This window comes from Leifsonia sp. AK011, from assembly GCF_013410945.1.
Lineage (GTDB): Bacteria > Actinomycetota > Actinomycetes > Actinomycetales > Microbacteriaceae > Rhodoglobus.
The window spans coordinates 974,550-988,578 of record NZ_JACCCH010000001.1 but is presented as its reverse complement, the minus strand read 5'-3'; the positions used below and the strand labels follow the sequence as shown (position 1 = coordinate 988,578).

Below are 14,029 nucleotides of genomic sequence, written 5' to 3'. Positions count from 1 at the left end.
CCAGCAGCCCATCTAGGGGCAACGGACATCCTGTCCCGCGCCTCCGATGGCCCGGGACTCCTTCTTTCGACTGTGCACGGTCGTGGTCTGTCCCGGTTTACGGACAAACACAACACACAGAATCGAAAGGACCATGGAGAAGATCAACGACCGGCTGATCAGCTGGGCGAGCATCCTGGGCGACAACGCCCTGGAGCAGGCTCGCACCACCTCGACCATGCCGTTCATCTACCCGCACGTCGCACTCATGCCGGACGCCCACCTGGGCCTCGGCGCGACGGTCGGGTCGGTGATCCCCACCCTGCGTTCCGTCATGCCGGCGGCCGTGGGTGTGGACATCGGATGCGGCATGATCGCGGTCAAGACACAGTTCACGCGCGACGAGCTCCCGGAGGACCGCAAGTCCCTCCGCGAGCAGATCGAGCGTGCCATCCCCCTCTCTGCTGGTGCGCGCAACAGCAAGATCGTTGCGACTGCAGAGCCGCGCATCCAGGAGCTCACCGAGCTCGCGGAGCAGGCGGGCTTCGACCCGGCACAGTACGTCGGCCGGTGGGACCTGCAGCTTGGCACTCTCGGCTCGGGCAACCACTTCATCGAGGTGTCGGTGGACGAGACGGATGCCGTCTGGCTCTTCCTGCACTCCGGCTCCCGCGGTGTCGGCAACAGGATCGCGCAGACGCACATCAAGATCGCGAAGGCCCAGATGGAGAAGTGGTGGATCACTCTGCCCGACCCGGACCTCGCCTACCTCGTGGAGGGCACACCCGAGTTCTCGCGGTACATCGCGGAGCTCAGGTGGGCACAGCACTTCGCTCTTCTCAACCGTGAGGAGATGATGGACCGCGTTGTTCGCCAGGTGAGCGAGTGGATGGGCGAGCCTGTCATCGAGCAGGAGCGCATCAACTGCCACCACAACTTCACACAGAAGGAGGAGCACTTCGGCAAGAGCGTGTGGCTCTCCCGCAAGGGAGCCATTTCTGCTCGCGAGGGAGAGCTCGGCCTGATCCCCGGATCGATGGGCACCGCGTCCTACGTCGTGGAGGGCCTCGGCAACCCCGTGGCCCTGCACTCGTCACCGCACGGTGCTGGGCGTGAGTACTCGCGTACTGCGGCACGTAAGACGTTCACCGGCGCTGACCTTCGGGCAGCAATGGAGGGCATCGAGTACCGCGACACCGACGCCTTCATCGACGAGATCCCCGCGGCCTACAAGGACATCGACCAGGTGATGGCGGATGCCGCGACCCTCGTTCGTGTCAGGCACACGTTGAGGCAGCTCGTCAACGTGAAGGGGGACTGAGCACGGGTGCCCGTCTCGAGAGATCGAGGCGGGCACTTCACCCCTCACTAGGGACGACCCAGCCCTCGACGTACGCGAGTTTTTTCTTCGCCGCGCCTGGCTTCGGCCCACCCAGTAGGGCAACCATGTCGATACCTAATGCCGAGCCCGCATCAGGCGTAGGCCGCTTTTGCTGTGCTGGACGACTGCCGGTGCCACGCGGATCGTCGTGTCTCCGCCTGGGTCTGACCGGTGGCCTTGTCGGGGGGCGAGGGGGGCGAAGACCCCGCATTTCTCGTCAGTCTTTGGGTTCGGTCTCGAACCCCTTGGGCCAAACCGTGCTCTCGTCCCAGGACGCCGCAGAATGCAGACTCTTCACATCACACCGTTTCGCCGACGCTTGATTCATGTTCCTGCGGAACCGGGCTCCCTCAAGCCGCGACCTATGAAAAATCGCATTGTGAAGGTCTGCCTTGAAAAACACCGAGCGTCGCAGGTCCGCGCCTACAAAGCGCGCGTGTTCGAGGTTCGCTTCGTAGAAATCCGAGTCGCTCAGGATCGCGCCGTCAAAGTTGACATTTCGGAGGATCGCGCCTGTGAAATCCAGGCCCGAAAAGTCTGATCGTCGCAGGTCGGCATTGACCAAGTAGGCACCACGGAGGTTGATCTCCGAAACCGATCCGCCGAGTTTGGACACCTCGCGTAGCACCCCAGCCGCAACCAAGACGGAAGGAGACGCGGGAAGGCTCCCATCCGCCGGTCGAGCGTCGGATGACTCAAGAGGGGGAGTCCGGATGTACGAAGCGACCACCTTCGAAATCATGGCACGGTCCTTCTCGGAGTCTCGTGCAATGCGTTCCAATGCGTAGAGACCGCCGATTCGAACCGATTCACTAGTGTTTGCCAACTGAGTAACCGCTTCTGTATACCTAGTTGTCCAGTCCGAATCCTGATCCAGTTGATGGCGCTTGAAGGTAAACCAGAGCGTGATAGAGCCGATCAATCCCCCGAGTGACCAGAGAACGGCTAGCCGGAGAGACTCTTCGTCAGCAGAGATACCAAGGCACGGAAAACCGACGGCGCAGGGTTTGACCAGAATTGCTGGCAGCGCGACGACGAGAACGGTCCACGCCACGAATCCAGCAACTCCAAGAATGAGCGCTCTTCTAGATAAACCCAACCACGGTCCTGATAGCGAACGGCCAGCATTCCTAGGCCCGCTCTTGGCTCTAGCCCGCATTTTCGTTCTCCCTCCGCATAATGTCGGTGTAGCTACAGGGTCTCAGCTCCTGCGCGCTGGTTAGTCCAGCACGACCAAGGTGGGGAGAGATCTCACGATCTTCACTGTCTCGACGCTGACCGTGACGATCCGAGCGAGGAGGTCAAGGATGTAGCGCGGTTTGCTCTGCTCCTCGGCCCAGTCATTAGGGTCGTTGACGATGCCGGAGGCCTTGTCGGTCTTGACCTGGTAGCGCTCGATGATCCAGTCGATTGCGGAGCGGGAACCGAGCATGTACTCGTGAGCCTCCTCGGGGATGCCCGACACAGTGATGCAGCTGTTGTAGATGACCGTGGACTTATCGGCCACGCGACCCGTCTTGGCGTACTTCATCTTCTCGACGCGGTAGCTGGCGTTGACGCTGCGTTGCTCGTCGAGCGGGTACGGCTCCACGGTCTCGTAGCCAATATGAAGCTCTGAGAGTTTGCGACCTGCATTGCTGAATGCTCTAAAGTCCCTAGCCTTCGGGATGCGCGGGAGCATCTTTTTCAGGTCGCTCTCGAACTGCTCGCGGTAGTCGGGCGAGTGAAGGATGCCGTAGAGGTAAAAGAAGATGTCGTCCTTCGAGACCTCTGGACCAAAGCTCGTCTGGTAGTCAGCGAGGATTCCATCTGTCACGTTGTCGATGCGGCGATACGGCGTTCCGTCGTCATCCAGCTCAGCGAGAAGGTCGCCTTCCGGGTCACGCTCCTCAAACGTGTACCTCGGGAAGAACTGACCGCTGCCGGACCCCCAAAGTGCAAGGTCAGGAACTGCCTTCGCTGCGAGCGACGAGAACTTGTGACCCGCACCAGGAGCAGTCGTGTAAAAGCCCCAGTTCTCTGATTCGGCAGCAGGGAAGAACTTCGGGGTCTGCGAACGCTCGTGGTTGAGCCGAGAATCGAAATACACGTGCTGTTTGGTGAACGGGCGATACAACGCAATGTAGCTTGCGTGACTCTCGTCGAAGTGGATCTCTCGCTCCCTGCTCAGGTGCCCTCGCAGGCTACGTGACCAACTGAGTTTCTTGGGATCAGGGTCGATGAAGTCCTCAACTGGGCTTGGCCGACCGCCGTCTTTCCACCTCTGCAACTCGCTCTCGTAACTCTCAACCGTGCGGATAACATTAGAGACGAGACGTTCATGGGAGAAGTTGTAGACCCAGGCATCGCGGTTCGTTTGAAGTCCAGGCGAGTAGACGCCGAGGAACCGCTGCCTGTTGCTCTCCGCCTTGTCTTTTGACGCGAGGAGCGTGAACGACTCGAATTCGGCGTTTCGCTGATTGACCCAGTCGCCTTCGGTGTTGGGCGTGATGGGCGTCCAATCTATACCGGTGTAGCTGCCCGCGGTTCGGATAGCTTCGAGCTTTTGTTCGCGAGTGAGGTAGTCGCCAATATCTCGATAGAACACCTTGCCGAGGCTCGTGTCGTCAGGGTTCTTGATGAGCAAGTAAATCGCTGCGGTGGTGCGAGTGCCCTGCCCGAAGACGTTATCCTTCTCCTTGCGGCGTTGCTCACCAGAGGTGCGGGCGTTCCCTCGGAGGTTGAAGACGTAGATGCTATTGAACTCTGCGGCGAAGGTCTTCCGGAGACCGTCGGCAGTATTGCCGTCGATGAAGCCACCGTTGGAGACAAACGAGACGATGCCTCGGTCGCCGACGCGGTCTGACGCCCAGCGGATTGCACGAATGTAGGAGTCGTAGAGGTTGTTCTTGTTCTGCGCCGTGGATCGGGCGGCATAGGTCGCCGCGATCTTCGCGTCCAGAGTCGGGTACTTCAGGTTCTGATTGTTGTCGTTGCCTGACTCTTGACCCTTCGAATATGGAGGGTTACCGATCACCACGCGGATGTCGAGTGCTTTCTGCGCCTCGGCCCGCTCGTTGTTTTCCGGAAAGACGCCGTGGTTGTCGAGTTCATCGTCAGCCTCGTTCATCTGGAACGTGTCGGTGAGCACGATGCCCTCGAACGGCACATAGTCGCCACCTGCGAGGTCGTGGTAAGTCTCTTCGATGTTGACGGCAGCCACGTAATAGGCGAGCAGCACGAGTTCGTTCGCGTGCAGCTCGTGTTGGTACTTGTAGGAGAGGTCTTCGGGCTTGATGAGGCCCGACTGGAGCAGGCGAACGATGAACGTGCCGGTGCCAGTGAAAGGGTCGAGTACATGGACGCCTTGGTCGGAGAGGCTGGCTCCGAACTCGGCCTTCAAGGCGTCATCGACGGAGTGGATGATGAAGTCCACGATCTCGTTGGGCGTGTAGACGATGCCCAGCCGGTCGCTCGTTCCGGAGAAGGCCGTCTGGAAGAACTTCTCGTACAGCTCTTTCACGATCTGCTGCTTCGCGGCGGCATCCGTGATTCCAGATGCACGGGTCCGCACGGATTCGTAGAACTTGTCGAGCTTCTCGGTTTCCTTCTCAAGGCGCTGCTCTTCGAGCGCGTCGATCATGTGCTGCATGACCTGGGAGACTGGGTTGTGGTCGCTGAAGGCGTAGCCCTCAAAGAGGGCGTCGAATACCGGCTTGGTGATGAGGTGCTGGGAGAGCATCTCGATCGCGTCGCGTTCGGTGATGAAAGGGTTGAGGTTGTCTTGGAGGCCCTTCAAGAACCTGGCGAACTCGTCGTTAAGTGTGGCGTCTGATCCCTCGACTAGGCCCCTGATGCGGGTCATGTGGTTGGAGGCGATGCTCGCGACATCCTTGGCCCAGTTTTCCCAGTAGCGCTTCTCGCCGACCTTCTGGACGATCTTGGCGAGGATGGCATCGCGCCACTGGTCGAGGGCAGGGAAGTCGAGGGTGACAGCGGTGTTCCCGGTCTCAGTCTTGTCGCCGTCATTGCCACCATCGCCGACACCTATGACGGAGAGCTTGCCCTCGGTGGACTTCGTGAGGTCGATCTTGTTGACCATGGCGTCGAAGCGCTCGTCGTGAGCGCGGAGAGCCTGGAGCACCTGCCAGACAACCTTGTACTTCTTGTTGTCGTTCAGCGCGGTGGCCGGGTCCATGTCGGCGGGCACGCCAATGGGAAGGATGACGTAGCCGTACTTCTTGCCTTCGAGCTTGCGCATGACTCGGCCCACGGACTGAACTACGTCTACGACAGAGTCACGGGGGTTGAGGAACATCACCGCATCGAGGGCGGGAACATCCACTCCTTCGGAGAGCACCTTTGCGTTGGTGAGGATGCGGGCACTACCTGCGCCTGGGTCTTGCTTCAGCCAGTCGAGTTCCTTGTTCCGGTCGAGTACGTTGAACGTGCCATCGACGTGGTGGACCTCGACGTCCAACAGATCTGCAGCACTCTCGTCGCTCTCACGGTCGATCGCCTCAATCTCCGCTTCGACGACACCCTCGAACAGAGCCGCGATCTTCTTCGACTCGTTGATGTTCTTCGCGAATGCCACGGCACGCTTCATCGGCTCAGGGTCAAGGGCGAACTCTTCCGGCGACAGCGAACGTTTGGAGAGACCATTCCAGCAACCCACGATCTTGGCTGCGTCATCGAGCGTTAGTTCGTTGTTGTCGTCTGCAAGGAGGCGCTGGAAGCGTGTGGAGATGTAGGACTCATCCACCGCGAGCACGAGCACCTTGTAGTCGGTGAGGCGGCCCATAGAGACGGCCTCGCCGAATCCGAGACGGTGAAACTCCTCGCCGTAGTACTCGGGGCTATCCATGTCGGTGAGCACGGCTCCGGCCTCTTCGGCCTTCGAGCGGCTCGCGTCTGCATAGATACGGGGAGTGGCTGTCATGTAGAGCCGTCGCTTGCCCTTGATGTAGTTCTGGTTGTGAACCTTCACGAACGCAGATTCTTCTTCGCCCGCCAGGGTGACACCGGTGGTGCGATGCGCCTCGTCGCACACGATGAGATCGAACTCAGGGATGCCCTTGCCTTGCGCCTGAGCGACTACGTCGATCGACTGATAGGTCGAGAACACGACGGTGATCCCATCAAAGCCGGCGGGGATCTCCGAGAACTTGTGAACGAGCTTTGTGGTGTTCGTCGTCGCTGGGTAGGCGAGGTCAGTGACCGGGATGTCCTCGTCGGACTTGCGCTTGCCGACGCTCACATCCGAGCACACCGCGAACGAGCGCAGCGGTATGGCGGACTCGATGGTCCACTCCTTCAGCGTTTGTGAAAGCAGCGAGATAGAAGGAACGAGAAACAACACCGTGCCGCCGCGGGGCACGACTTGCTCGACTAGCTTGAGGCTCGTGAACGTCTTACCGGTGCCACAGGCCATGATGAGCTTGCCGCGGTCGGCGGTCTCGAAGCCAGTGACGACCTTGGAGATTGCCAACTCTTGATGCGGGAACGGCTGCTTCGCGGCCTTCTTCGTCAGCTCCTCAGGAGTGTTGAGCGAGAACTGGCCCCAGTCGATAGAGGAGTCATCGAGATCCTGCACGCGAAGGCGCTGGACAGGCGGGTTCTGGTTCTCGACGGCATCCTCGGCGTTGCTGCCCCAGTTGTCACTCGTCGAGATCACGAGCCGAGCAGAGAACTCCGGCTTGTCATCCAGATTCTTGCTGGAGGCTGCCAAGAACGAGTCCAACATCGGCTTGGTGACGGTCGTTGAGGGGTCGAAAAACTTACACTGGATCGCCGTAAGCTCGCCGGTGTCGCGAGCACGGGCGACGAGATCGATACCCGTGTCCTTGCGGTTGCCGCGCTGTGGGTAGTCAGTCCACATCCACACCGCGTCGTACAGCTGGGCATACTGCGGCTCGATGGCCAGGTAGGACTGCATAAGCCGCTCGAAGCGGTCGCCCTTGTCACGCTCGTCGTAAGCGACAGACCTCAGTTCGTTGAGGATGTCGTGAATGCTCCCGGCCATGAGTATTCCTTGCTGTGCGGTGCGGACGTTTTGACAGTACCGGTCAGCGGTGGCACTTCTCCTCAACAGCGCGCACTCGGACTGGGTATCCGGATGATCCGATACCGCAGACATCTGCCGGTGTTGCGCTGTCGTCAAATGTAGAGGTGAAGAAGTGGGCAGTCCGGACGAGCGAGGGTTTCGAGACGGTTGCAGGTGCTCGCGTAACACTGGAGGACATCACACTCGAGTCACCGACATGGGAGGACATGCCCTCGGCGGCCCTCGCACTATCCCAAGCGACAAATGGATGGATTAGGTGTGGTGACACGTTTCGGCAGGAAGAAGACGTGAGCGCCCGCCCGGAATTCTTGACGGCTGGGGTCAGAATGATCTGGAGAGAGGTTGTCATTGTGCCGATCACTTCTCACCACCGCTAGGCAACCAGGCGCTGCGGACTACGTAAACCACGGCTCCCAAGATTGCCGCACCTCCAAATGCGGTGAGGAACTGACTCCACCCCTGTGAGATGTAGCGCCTGATCTTGACCTTCTTCGGGACAGCAAAGTCCTTGAGGAATGGATTCGACTTGTTCTGCTTTCGGAACCATGCGGTCTTGGTCCGCCCACTTCGCCATGCGGCAAGCTTCACGCTTGTATCGATCGCTATGTTCGCCGCGGCGCGGTCACTTGTAGTCATCGACATTTCTTGCAATCGACGAGCAACCCATACTGCGATGTCTTCGTCTTCTTTCGGCAGTTCAGCAACAAGGTGTGGCAGCAATAGTGCGAACTCGAGATATGAATTCGACGATCGCCACGGGTTTCTGAGGTTGCGCGCTGAGGCCTCCGCGACGGCAAGCACCCGAGCCACCCCTTTCCCGCGCCGATCGGCTACCGATGCCCTCCACTCGAGAACCCGCGTGACGGTGAACGTTCCAGCCCCAATCACGATGCCGGCCGCCGCAACGAGTACGCCCCAGGTGGCTGCGTCAAACACCCAACAACCGCCTCAGCGCGTCCTCGCCCACCACTGGAATCCCGTAGTCGCGAGCCTTCTGGGCCTTACCCGAGAGGGAGTCCGGGTCGGCGGCCACGAGCAGCTTCACCTTCTTCGTGACTCCGCTCCACGGCACGAAGCCGCGAGCGATCAGGTCCGCTTCGATCTGCTCGCGCGGCCGGCGCATTTCGCCGGTTAGCACGACGAGGTCGCCGGGCGAGAGGGTGAAGTCGCCAATGCCTGGGGTGGGCGGGGCCTCGGTGATGCGGGGTGCCGTGGCATCCGCGATTCGGTCAGTGCGGATGTCGATGAGGACGGCTACGGCTACAAGGTCGGCGAGTTCGGCATCCGTGAGCACGCCATCAGCCCACGCGACGGCCGTGAGGGCATCGAAGTACTCGGCGTGGAGGCCGATGATCGTCGTGCGGCTGATCCCGAGGGTCTCCGCGAGATCGACGAGGGCGTTGGTCTCGTGCACCGAGAGGTGACGGTCAAGGAGGGCGCGATCGAGGAGCGCGAGGTAGTCGGTGTGTTCGGCGGGGCCGGCGTGTTCCGGGAGCTTGAGAGTGATGCGTTCGAGGAAGCTCGCGGCGGTCGAGTCGGGTGAATACTCGGGGCGGGGCTTCCACGCGCGGGTGGCGTCCACCGTCGGAGCAAGTGGCCACGTGAAGTCGAGGGCAGCATCGATGTGCGAGTACCAGAACTCGCGCTCGACCGCGCCCATGTAGGCGGAGAGTAGCTGGGCGGTGGCGACGGCATCCACGCACGCGCGGTGGGCGCCGACGAGCTCGATGTCGTAGGCGGCGCAGCAGTCCGCGAGCGAGCGTCCCGAACCGGGGATGCACTGCCGGGCCAATTGCATCGTGCAGAGCCAGTTCGGCTGCTGCCAGAGGGGCACCCCTGAGCGTTCGAACTCGGAGTAGAGGAAGCGCGAGTCGAAGCTCGCGTTGTGCGCTACGAGCACCCTGCCTTGCAGCAGCTCGATGACGTCGCCGACGATATCGGCGAAGGCGGGGGCATCCAGGATGTCCGCCGAGCGGATGCCGTGGATGTGCTGCGGTCCGAGGTCGCGGGCGGGGTTGATCAGGGTTTCCCATCGCTCGGTGGTGTTGCCGTACTCGTCGACGTGCACGATGGCGAGCTCGACGACGCGGTCGTGGGTGTGGGGGTTGAGCCCCGTGGTCTCTAGGTCGATCACGGCGAATCCGGGCATGTTGTGAGAGTAACTCACCGGGGTACAGTCTCGCGGCCCCGGGTTCGGGGGTCAGTGCCGGAGGTTCGCGAACGGCAGTCGACCGTGGTCTTGCACGAAATCGGCGATGAGCTGCGACTCCAGTTCGTGAGGAGAATCAGATTCCTTCCATGCCACGAGCAGAGAACGCGAATCGGCGAGCTGCCAGATGAGACGTCCACCCCAGTGGCCGACCGGCTCCCCCGCCCCAAACCGACGGTACTCATCGAGGCGCTTACGAAGACCGTCTGCTCGTGTCTTTCGTGCCGATGCCTTCCCTATATAGATGACCTCGGTGGCGTGGAGCCATTCTCTTTCGAGGCGATCCGTTGAGACGGAAGGCTCCCTGGCCTTGAATCGACCAGCAGGGCTGAGCGGGAGAAAGATCGGCGGAAGAGCAGGGCGAAGGACGAGGTAGACACCGGGCCGAGGCGGTACATCTGCCGTTGCCAATTGTTCGAAGGTCACGAAACCCTCGAACCCGGCGTGCGCCGCGCCCGCGACATCCCACGTTGGAAGCGCGATCACGAGATGTCCGCGCGTACGGCGAGCGCGTACTTGCTGCCGAGAAGCTCGGACCCTCGGGCTTCGAACTGCTGCATCTCGCTCTCCTCCCGGGCTGCGTCAGCGCTGGACCGTATGCTGACGATCATGCCCGAAACTCCCGACAAAGTTTCACACCGAATGATGCGTTATGAATGGTTTCGAGACGAACAGAAGGCACGTCTTCACGAGCCACACATCTCGCCAATCACTCGACTCGTCGATGAGCTCCGGCAGCAAGGCCGCGGATGGGTGCCGTACGTCGCGCCAATGCATGGCGGAGTTTCCTCCCGCCTCCTCACTGTGCTTCGGGATCCCGGCCCTGGCACACTCGATGGATCCGGCTCGGGAATGCTCTGCGTTGAGAATGATGACCCCGCGGCCGAAAACCAAGCGAACATGATGGATGCGGCAGGCATTCACCCTTCCGACGTTCTGCCTTGGAACGCCTACCCCTGGTACATCAACCGTCACCCTCGAGTTTCGGAGATCAAAGCAGGGCTTGAGGCACTGTTCGGAGTCCTGGATATGCTCCCTGACCTCGAAATTGTCCTTCTTCAAGGAGCGTCCGCTCAGGATTCTTGGCGGCGAGCGGTCATCGCCAGGCCCGACCTGCTTACGCGTGGGTTGACAGTGGTCTCGAGCTTTCATCCTGCCCGACAAGCGCTGTTCCACCGCGACCCAGAAGTTCGTGAAGCTCGCCGGGCCGACCGCATCGAGAAGATGCGTTTGGTGGGGGAGCTCCTGGCGAAGCGAACTTATGCCTAACTACTTCGGTATCGACCTCGCTTGGGGTGAAGGCTCCGCCGAAAAGGCAGCCAAAGAGACCGGCGTCGCCATGGTTCGCGAGGACGGCTCGGTAGCAGATGTTGGGTGGACGACCGGCATCGAGGAGACGACCCGCTGGATCGCCGACCGTATCGGAGAGGGCGACACCATCGCTATCGACGCTCCGCTTGTCGTGGTAAACCCGACGGGCATGCGCGAGTGTGAGCGCGAGGTGGGCCAGCGCTATGGCCGTTGGAAGGTCGCCGCGAACTCGACGAACCTCACTCGCGCCTGGCTCGGCGGCGTGACACTCCGCCAAAGCCTCGAGGCGAGCGGCGTGCAGTACGACGACGGGGTGCATCGGCCCGACCCCGGGGCGACCACCATGTTCGAGTGCTACCCCTACACGACTCTCGTCGGCGCTCATGAGCTCGGCTATGAGGTCGAGCGCCCGCGCTATAAGCGCCCGAACACCAGCCTCCCGTCGACCGAGCGCCGGTCCGCACGCGCAGCAGTGTTCGACGATCTCGTTTCAAGGATGTTGGCCCTAAGGGATGCCTCGGTGCCACTCGACTTGCTCAGTCACGCATCCACAGCCGACCTCTCCATCACGCTCTCGCCCACCACCGATCGGGACTACAAGCATCGCGAAGATCTCCTCGACGCGCTGCTGTGCGCGTGGACGGCCGCGGTATGGGCTGAAGAAGGGCTCGATCGCTGCCAGGTGCTCGGAGCCTTGAGCGAGCCAGATGAAGCTGGGCGTCGAGCGACAATAATCGCCCTCGCGCGATCGGAACAACGGCAGAGCACCCGTCCCAAGCGAATCCTGACCGTCGAGGATGAATCAGCGAGTGACCTTTCGCGATCGGTGACAGTAAGCCGCGAAACTGACATTCTGCTCACCGAAGCATCGAATCTCATGGCGCGCTCGAAGTCAGATATTGTCGAGGCCGCTGTGGTTGCCTACGTCGACGCGCACCGCAACGAGATCAGCCCTCCGACTCGAGGGTAGTGTCGCCCGTGACTTCTTTAGAGGCCGCTCGCTTGTCCCGCTTGAACATCCCGGAGACTGCACCGGCTGCATTTGACGCAACACCCCCGACGGCTTTCGCAGCTCCCCCAGCGGCAGTCCCAACTGCAGCGCCCGCTCCCTTGACCGCAGTAAGTGCCTTCGCCTCATCTGGGACGCCATCGCCGTCGAGGTCGATGCTTCGGAACGTATCCGTTGCATCCACAACGCGCCCCCACATGCTCTCGCCGAAGTCTTTAGCAGAAGACGATGCCGCTCGCATCGCAACCACGGCTCGAGAGGGTTCGCGCGGCTCGTCGTCGGCGTCGTCGAGCTCTAGCCAGGTCGGCCACGTCTCGACCGGCGCGGAGAATCCCGCGCGACACGACTTCACGACACTACTGCCGAAGTAGAAGCTGGTTGCCCCTCCAGCGACCGCGCCGATTACGGGGATCGCTTTCGAGCTGATCTTCACGACACCCATCACCGAACCTTGAGCGATCGCCTGCTTCGCCAGCACAATCGACACCGGAACGAGTGCAGAGTCCGGAAGCTGCTGAGACAAGAGATCTCCCCATTTCGGAGCAGCTCCACTCAGCGTCGCTCCGACTACGCCCTGCGCACCCGCGATCGTCGCTCCGGCCGGCAGAGCGCCCATCACAATCTGAGTGACCGGACTTTTCCTCTTCTCACCAAGTAGTGCGCCAAGAACGACGACCTTCGCGCGATCGGGGTCGTCGATCGGAATTCCGCGCAGCTCGGTCATACACAGCGCGAAGAGAGCTGTCGTCTCGTAGAAGAACAGAAGATCTGCGACGCCGAGACCTATCGCGATGGGAACCCCTACGGCCGGGATGGCCGCCGAGGCGCCGATCGCTGCGCTGGCTGTCGTTGTCGTTGCTACGTATTGCGCCTCGATCTTCTTCATCACGTCAGCTGGGCTCGCAGCCGGATTCTTGCGCCGAATCTCCTTGATATATGCGGCCGCTGCAGGGCGCTGGACGGCGATGGCCTTGAATACCCGGTCTTGGAAGTCCGGCGGTAGAGCGCCAGACTTGGCTTCCGCTGGTGTGGCACTACCTGCACTGGTGCTCATGTGAACCTCGTTCGATGAAATCTCAATTAGCCAAGTATGGCGGCTGGCGCCTCGCCTTAGCGTCACCCGATCGTGGGCTGTTCGCGAGTCCACCTCAGCAATACACTCGCGGAATGAGTTATCCGAACCAAGTCATCTATCAGCAGGTCGTCCGCCCTCCCGGGAACGGGAACGCGGTTGCGGCCCTCGTGCTCGGGATCGTTGCCATCGCTCTCGGTGTCTGGGTCATCATCCCGTTTGTCGGGTTGGTATTCGCGTTCCTCGCGTTCCTGCCCGGTGCTCTCGCGGTGATCTTCGGGCACATCGGAGTCCGACGAGCGGCGTCGGTCGGTGGAGTCGGGCGCGGCCAGGCCATCGCGGGGCTGGCGCTGGGGTACGTCACAGTAGGACTGATCGCGGTGACGACCATCTTCTGGATGCTCGCGATCGCCGGGTCTGCGGCGACCTCTCAGTACAGCTAGCGCCGCGCCTCGAGCGGCAGCACGATCACGTTGCCGTTGTCGTAGGTCTGGCGGTGTCCGGGCTGGATGATGATCGTGGCATCCGTGGGCTTAGGGGCGCGACCGCGGCCCGTGACGGCGCGCACGACGAAGCGGGCCAGGAAGTAGACGGCCGCGGCAGCGATCACGGCCAGGGCGATCCAGAAGGCCACCACGAGAAGCACCACGACTCCGGCCGCGACCAGGAGGGCCCGGATGACGGAGAAGACGCTGACTGATTCGCGCATGCCCTCACGCTACGCCCGGATGCTGGGAGGCCGCTCGTCGTTTGCCGTGCTTTCAGAGATAGATCGGGGGTTACCCCGATAGTGCGGCGGCGATGGCATCCGTACGCTCGAGAGCATGACAAACGCAGGTAGTGGAGTGCTCATTCGTCCGAGGCAGGGTCGCGTGCTCGCGGGGGTCGCGCTCGCGATCGCCAACCGTTTCGGGTGGGATGTCACGCTCGTGCGAGTGCTGACCGCGATCGCGATCCTCTTCACGGGCGTCGGGTTGATCCTGTACGTCGCGCTGTGGATCGTGGTGCCGTCGGGGGTGTAG

At 61.6% G+C, this 14,029-nt stretch carries 13 protein-coding genes; 5 read left to right on the top strand and 8 right to left on the bottom strand.

Annotated elements, in window-relative coordinates:
* Nucleotides 1–133: 133 nt before the first annotated feature.
* Nucleotides 134–1,300, top strand: a complete 1,167-nt coding sequence (locus HDC94_RS04930; RefSeq protein WP_179495406.1) for an RtcB family protein — start codon at nt 134–136, stop codon at nt 1,298–1,300.
* A gap of 277 nt (nt 1,301–1,577) precedes the next feature.
* On the opposite strand, the gene HDC94_RS14870 is transcribed toward HDC94_RS04930, so the two are convergent.
* From HDC94_RS14870 to HDC94_RS14560, 6 genes are all read right to left on the bottom strand, one after another.
* The gene (locus HDC94_RS14870; protein ID WP_179495405.1) at nt 1,578–2,414 is read right to left on the bottom strand and encodes a pentapeptide repeat-containing protein; all 837 of its coding nucleotides are present in this window, start codon (nt 2,412–2,414) and stop codon (nt 1,578–1,580) included.
* A gap of 165 nt (nt 2,415–2,579) precedes the next feature.
* Nucleotides 2,580–7,478: a type ISP restriction/modification enzyme gene (locus HDC94_RS04920; RefSeq protein WP_257021626.1), complete on the bottom strand. Its 4,899-nt coding sequence runs from the start codon at nt 7,476–7,478 to the stop codon at nt 2,580–2,582.
* 285 nt (nt 7,479–7,763) lie between these two features.
* Nucleotides 7,764–8,342 carry a hypothetical protein gene (locus HDC94_RS04915; RefSeq protein WP_179495404.1) on the bottom strand — a complete coding sequence of 193 codons (579 nt, stop codon included), beginning with the start codon at nt 8,340–8,342 and terminating at the stop codon, nt 7,764–7,766.
* A complete protein-coding gene (locus tag HDC94_RS04910) occupies nt 8,335–9,555 on the bottom strand; it encodes an exonuclease domain-containing protein (protein WP_179495403.1) in 1,221 nt (406 codons plus the stop codon). The genes HDC94_RS04915 and HDC94_RS04910 overlap by 8 nt, the downstream gene beginning before the upstream one ends.
* A 51-nt stretch (nt 9,556–9,606) precedes the next feature.
* Complete coding sequence (locus tag HDC94_RS04905; protein WP_308495627.1) at nt 9,607–10,101, bottom strand: hypothetical protein; 495 nt, start codon at nt 10,099–10,101, stop codon at nt 9,607–9,609.
* On the bottom strand, nt 10,098–10,226 hold the full coding sequence (locus HDC94_RS14560; protein WP_257021625.1) for a hypothetical protein: 129 nt from the start codon (nt 10,224–10,226) through the stop codon (nt 10,098–10,100). Before HDC94_RS14560 ends, HDC94_RS04905 begins: the two co-directional genes overlap by 4 nt.
* On the opposite strand from HDC94_RS14560, the gene HDC94_RS04900 reads away from it, so the two are divergent.
* Nucleotides 10,225–10,884, top strand: coding sequence for a uracil-DNA glycosylase (locus HDC94_RS04900; RefSeq protein ID WP_218870450.1), 660 nt, complete (start codon nt 10,225–10,227; stop codon nt 10,882–10,884). The two genes, HDC94_RS14560 and HDC94_RS04900, sit on opposite strands and share 2 nt — an antisense overlap.
* Nucleotides 10,877–11,896, top strand: a complete 1,020-nt coding sequence (locus HDC94_RS04895) for a DUF429 domain-containing protein (protein WP_218870448.1) — start codon at nt 10,877–10,879, stop codon at nt 11,894–11,896. The genes HDC94_RS04900 and HDC94_RS04895 overlap by 8 nt, the downstream gene beginning before the upstream one ends.
* On the opposite strand, the gene HDC94_RS04890 is transcribed toward HDC94_RS04895, so the two are convergent.
* On the bottom strand, nt 11,874–12,989 hold the full coding sequence (locus tag HDC94_RS04890; protein ID WP_179495402.1) for a hypothetical protein: 1,116 nt from the start codon (nt 12,987–12,989) through the stop codon (nt 11,874–11,876). The genes HDC94_RS04895 and HDC94_RS04890 overlap by 23 nt on opposite strands.
* 113 nt (nt 12,990–13,102) lie before the next feature.
* On the opposite strand from HDC94_RS04890, the gene HDC94_RS04885 reads away from it, so the two are divergent.
* Complete coding sequence (locus tag HDC94_RS04885) at nt 13,103–13,450, top strand: DUF4190 domain-containing protein (RefSeq protein WP_179495401.1); 348 nt, start codon at nt 13,103–13,105, stop codon at nt 13,448–13,450.
* On the opposite strand, the gene HDC94_RS04880 is transcribed toward HDC94_RS04885, so the two are convergent.
* Nucleotides 13,447–13,716 carry a hypothetical protein gene (locus tag HDC94_RS04880; protein ID WP_179495400.1) on the bottom strand — a complete coding sequence of 90 codons (270 nt, stop codon included), beginning with the start codon at nt 13,714–13,716 and terminating at the stop codon, nt 13,447–13,449. The two genes, HDC94_RS04885 and HDC94_RS04880, sit on opposite strands and share 4 nt — an antisense overlap.
* Nucleotides 13,717–13,831: 115 nt before the next feature.
* Here HDC94_RS04880 and HDC94_RS04875 point away from each other — a divergent pair, with 115 nt between their 5' ends.
* A complete protein-coding gene (locus HDC94_RS04875) occupies nt 13,832–14,029 on the top strand; it encodes a PspC domain-containing protein (protein ID WP_179495398.1) in 198 nt (65 codons plus the stop codon).

What these genes read in the sequence shown, in the direction of transcription:
- HDC94_RS04885 (WP_179495401.1), top strand. Translation starts at nt 13,103, where the DNA reads ATGAGTTATCCGAACCAAGTCATCTATCAGCAGGTCGTCCGCCCTCCC.
- HDC94_RS04910 (WP_179495403.1), bottom strand. Translation starts at nt 9,555, where the DNA reads ATGCCCGGATTCGCCGTGATCGACCTAGAGACCACGGGGCTCAACCCC.
- HDC94_RS04920 (WP_257021626.1), bottom strand. Translation starts at nt 7,478, where the DNA reads ATGTCTGCGGTATCGGATCATCCGGATACCCAGTCCGAGTGCGCGCTG.
- HDC94_RS04930 (WP_179495406.1), top strand. Translation starts at nt 134, where the DNA reads ATGGAGAAGATCAACGACCGGCTGATCAGCTGGGCGAGCATCCTGGGC.
- HDC94_RS14560 (WP_257021625.1), bottom strand. Translation starts at nt 10,226, where the DNA reads ATGATCGTCAGCATACGGTCCAGCGCTGACGCAGCCCGGGAGGAGAGC.
- HDC94_RS04900 (WP_218870450.1), top strand. Translation starts at nt 10,225, where the DNA reads ATGCCCGAAACTCCCGACAAAGTTTCACACCGAATGATGCGTTATGAA.
- HDC94_RS04880 (WP_179495400.1), bottom strand. Translation starts at nt 13,716, where the DNA reads ATGCGCGAATCAGTCAGCGTCTTCTCCGTCATCCGGGCCCTCCTGGTC.
- HDC94_RS04895 (WP_218870448.1), top strand. Translation starts at nt 10,877, where the DNA reads ATGCCTAACTACTTCGGTATCGACCTCGCTTGGGGTGAAGGCTCCGCC.
- HDC94_RS04890 (WP_179495402.1), bottom strand. Translation starts at nt 12,989, where the DNA reads ATGAGCACCAGTGCAGGTAGTGCCACACCAGCGGAAGCCAAGTCTGGC.
- HDC94_RS04875 (WP_179495398.1), top strand. Translation starts at nt 13,832, where the DNA reads ATGACAAACGCAGGTAGTGGAGTGCTCATTCGTCCGAGGCAGGGTCGC.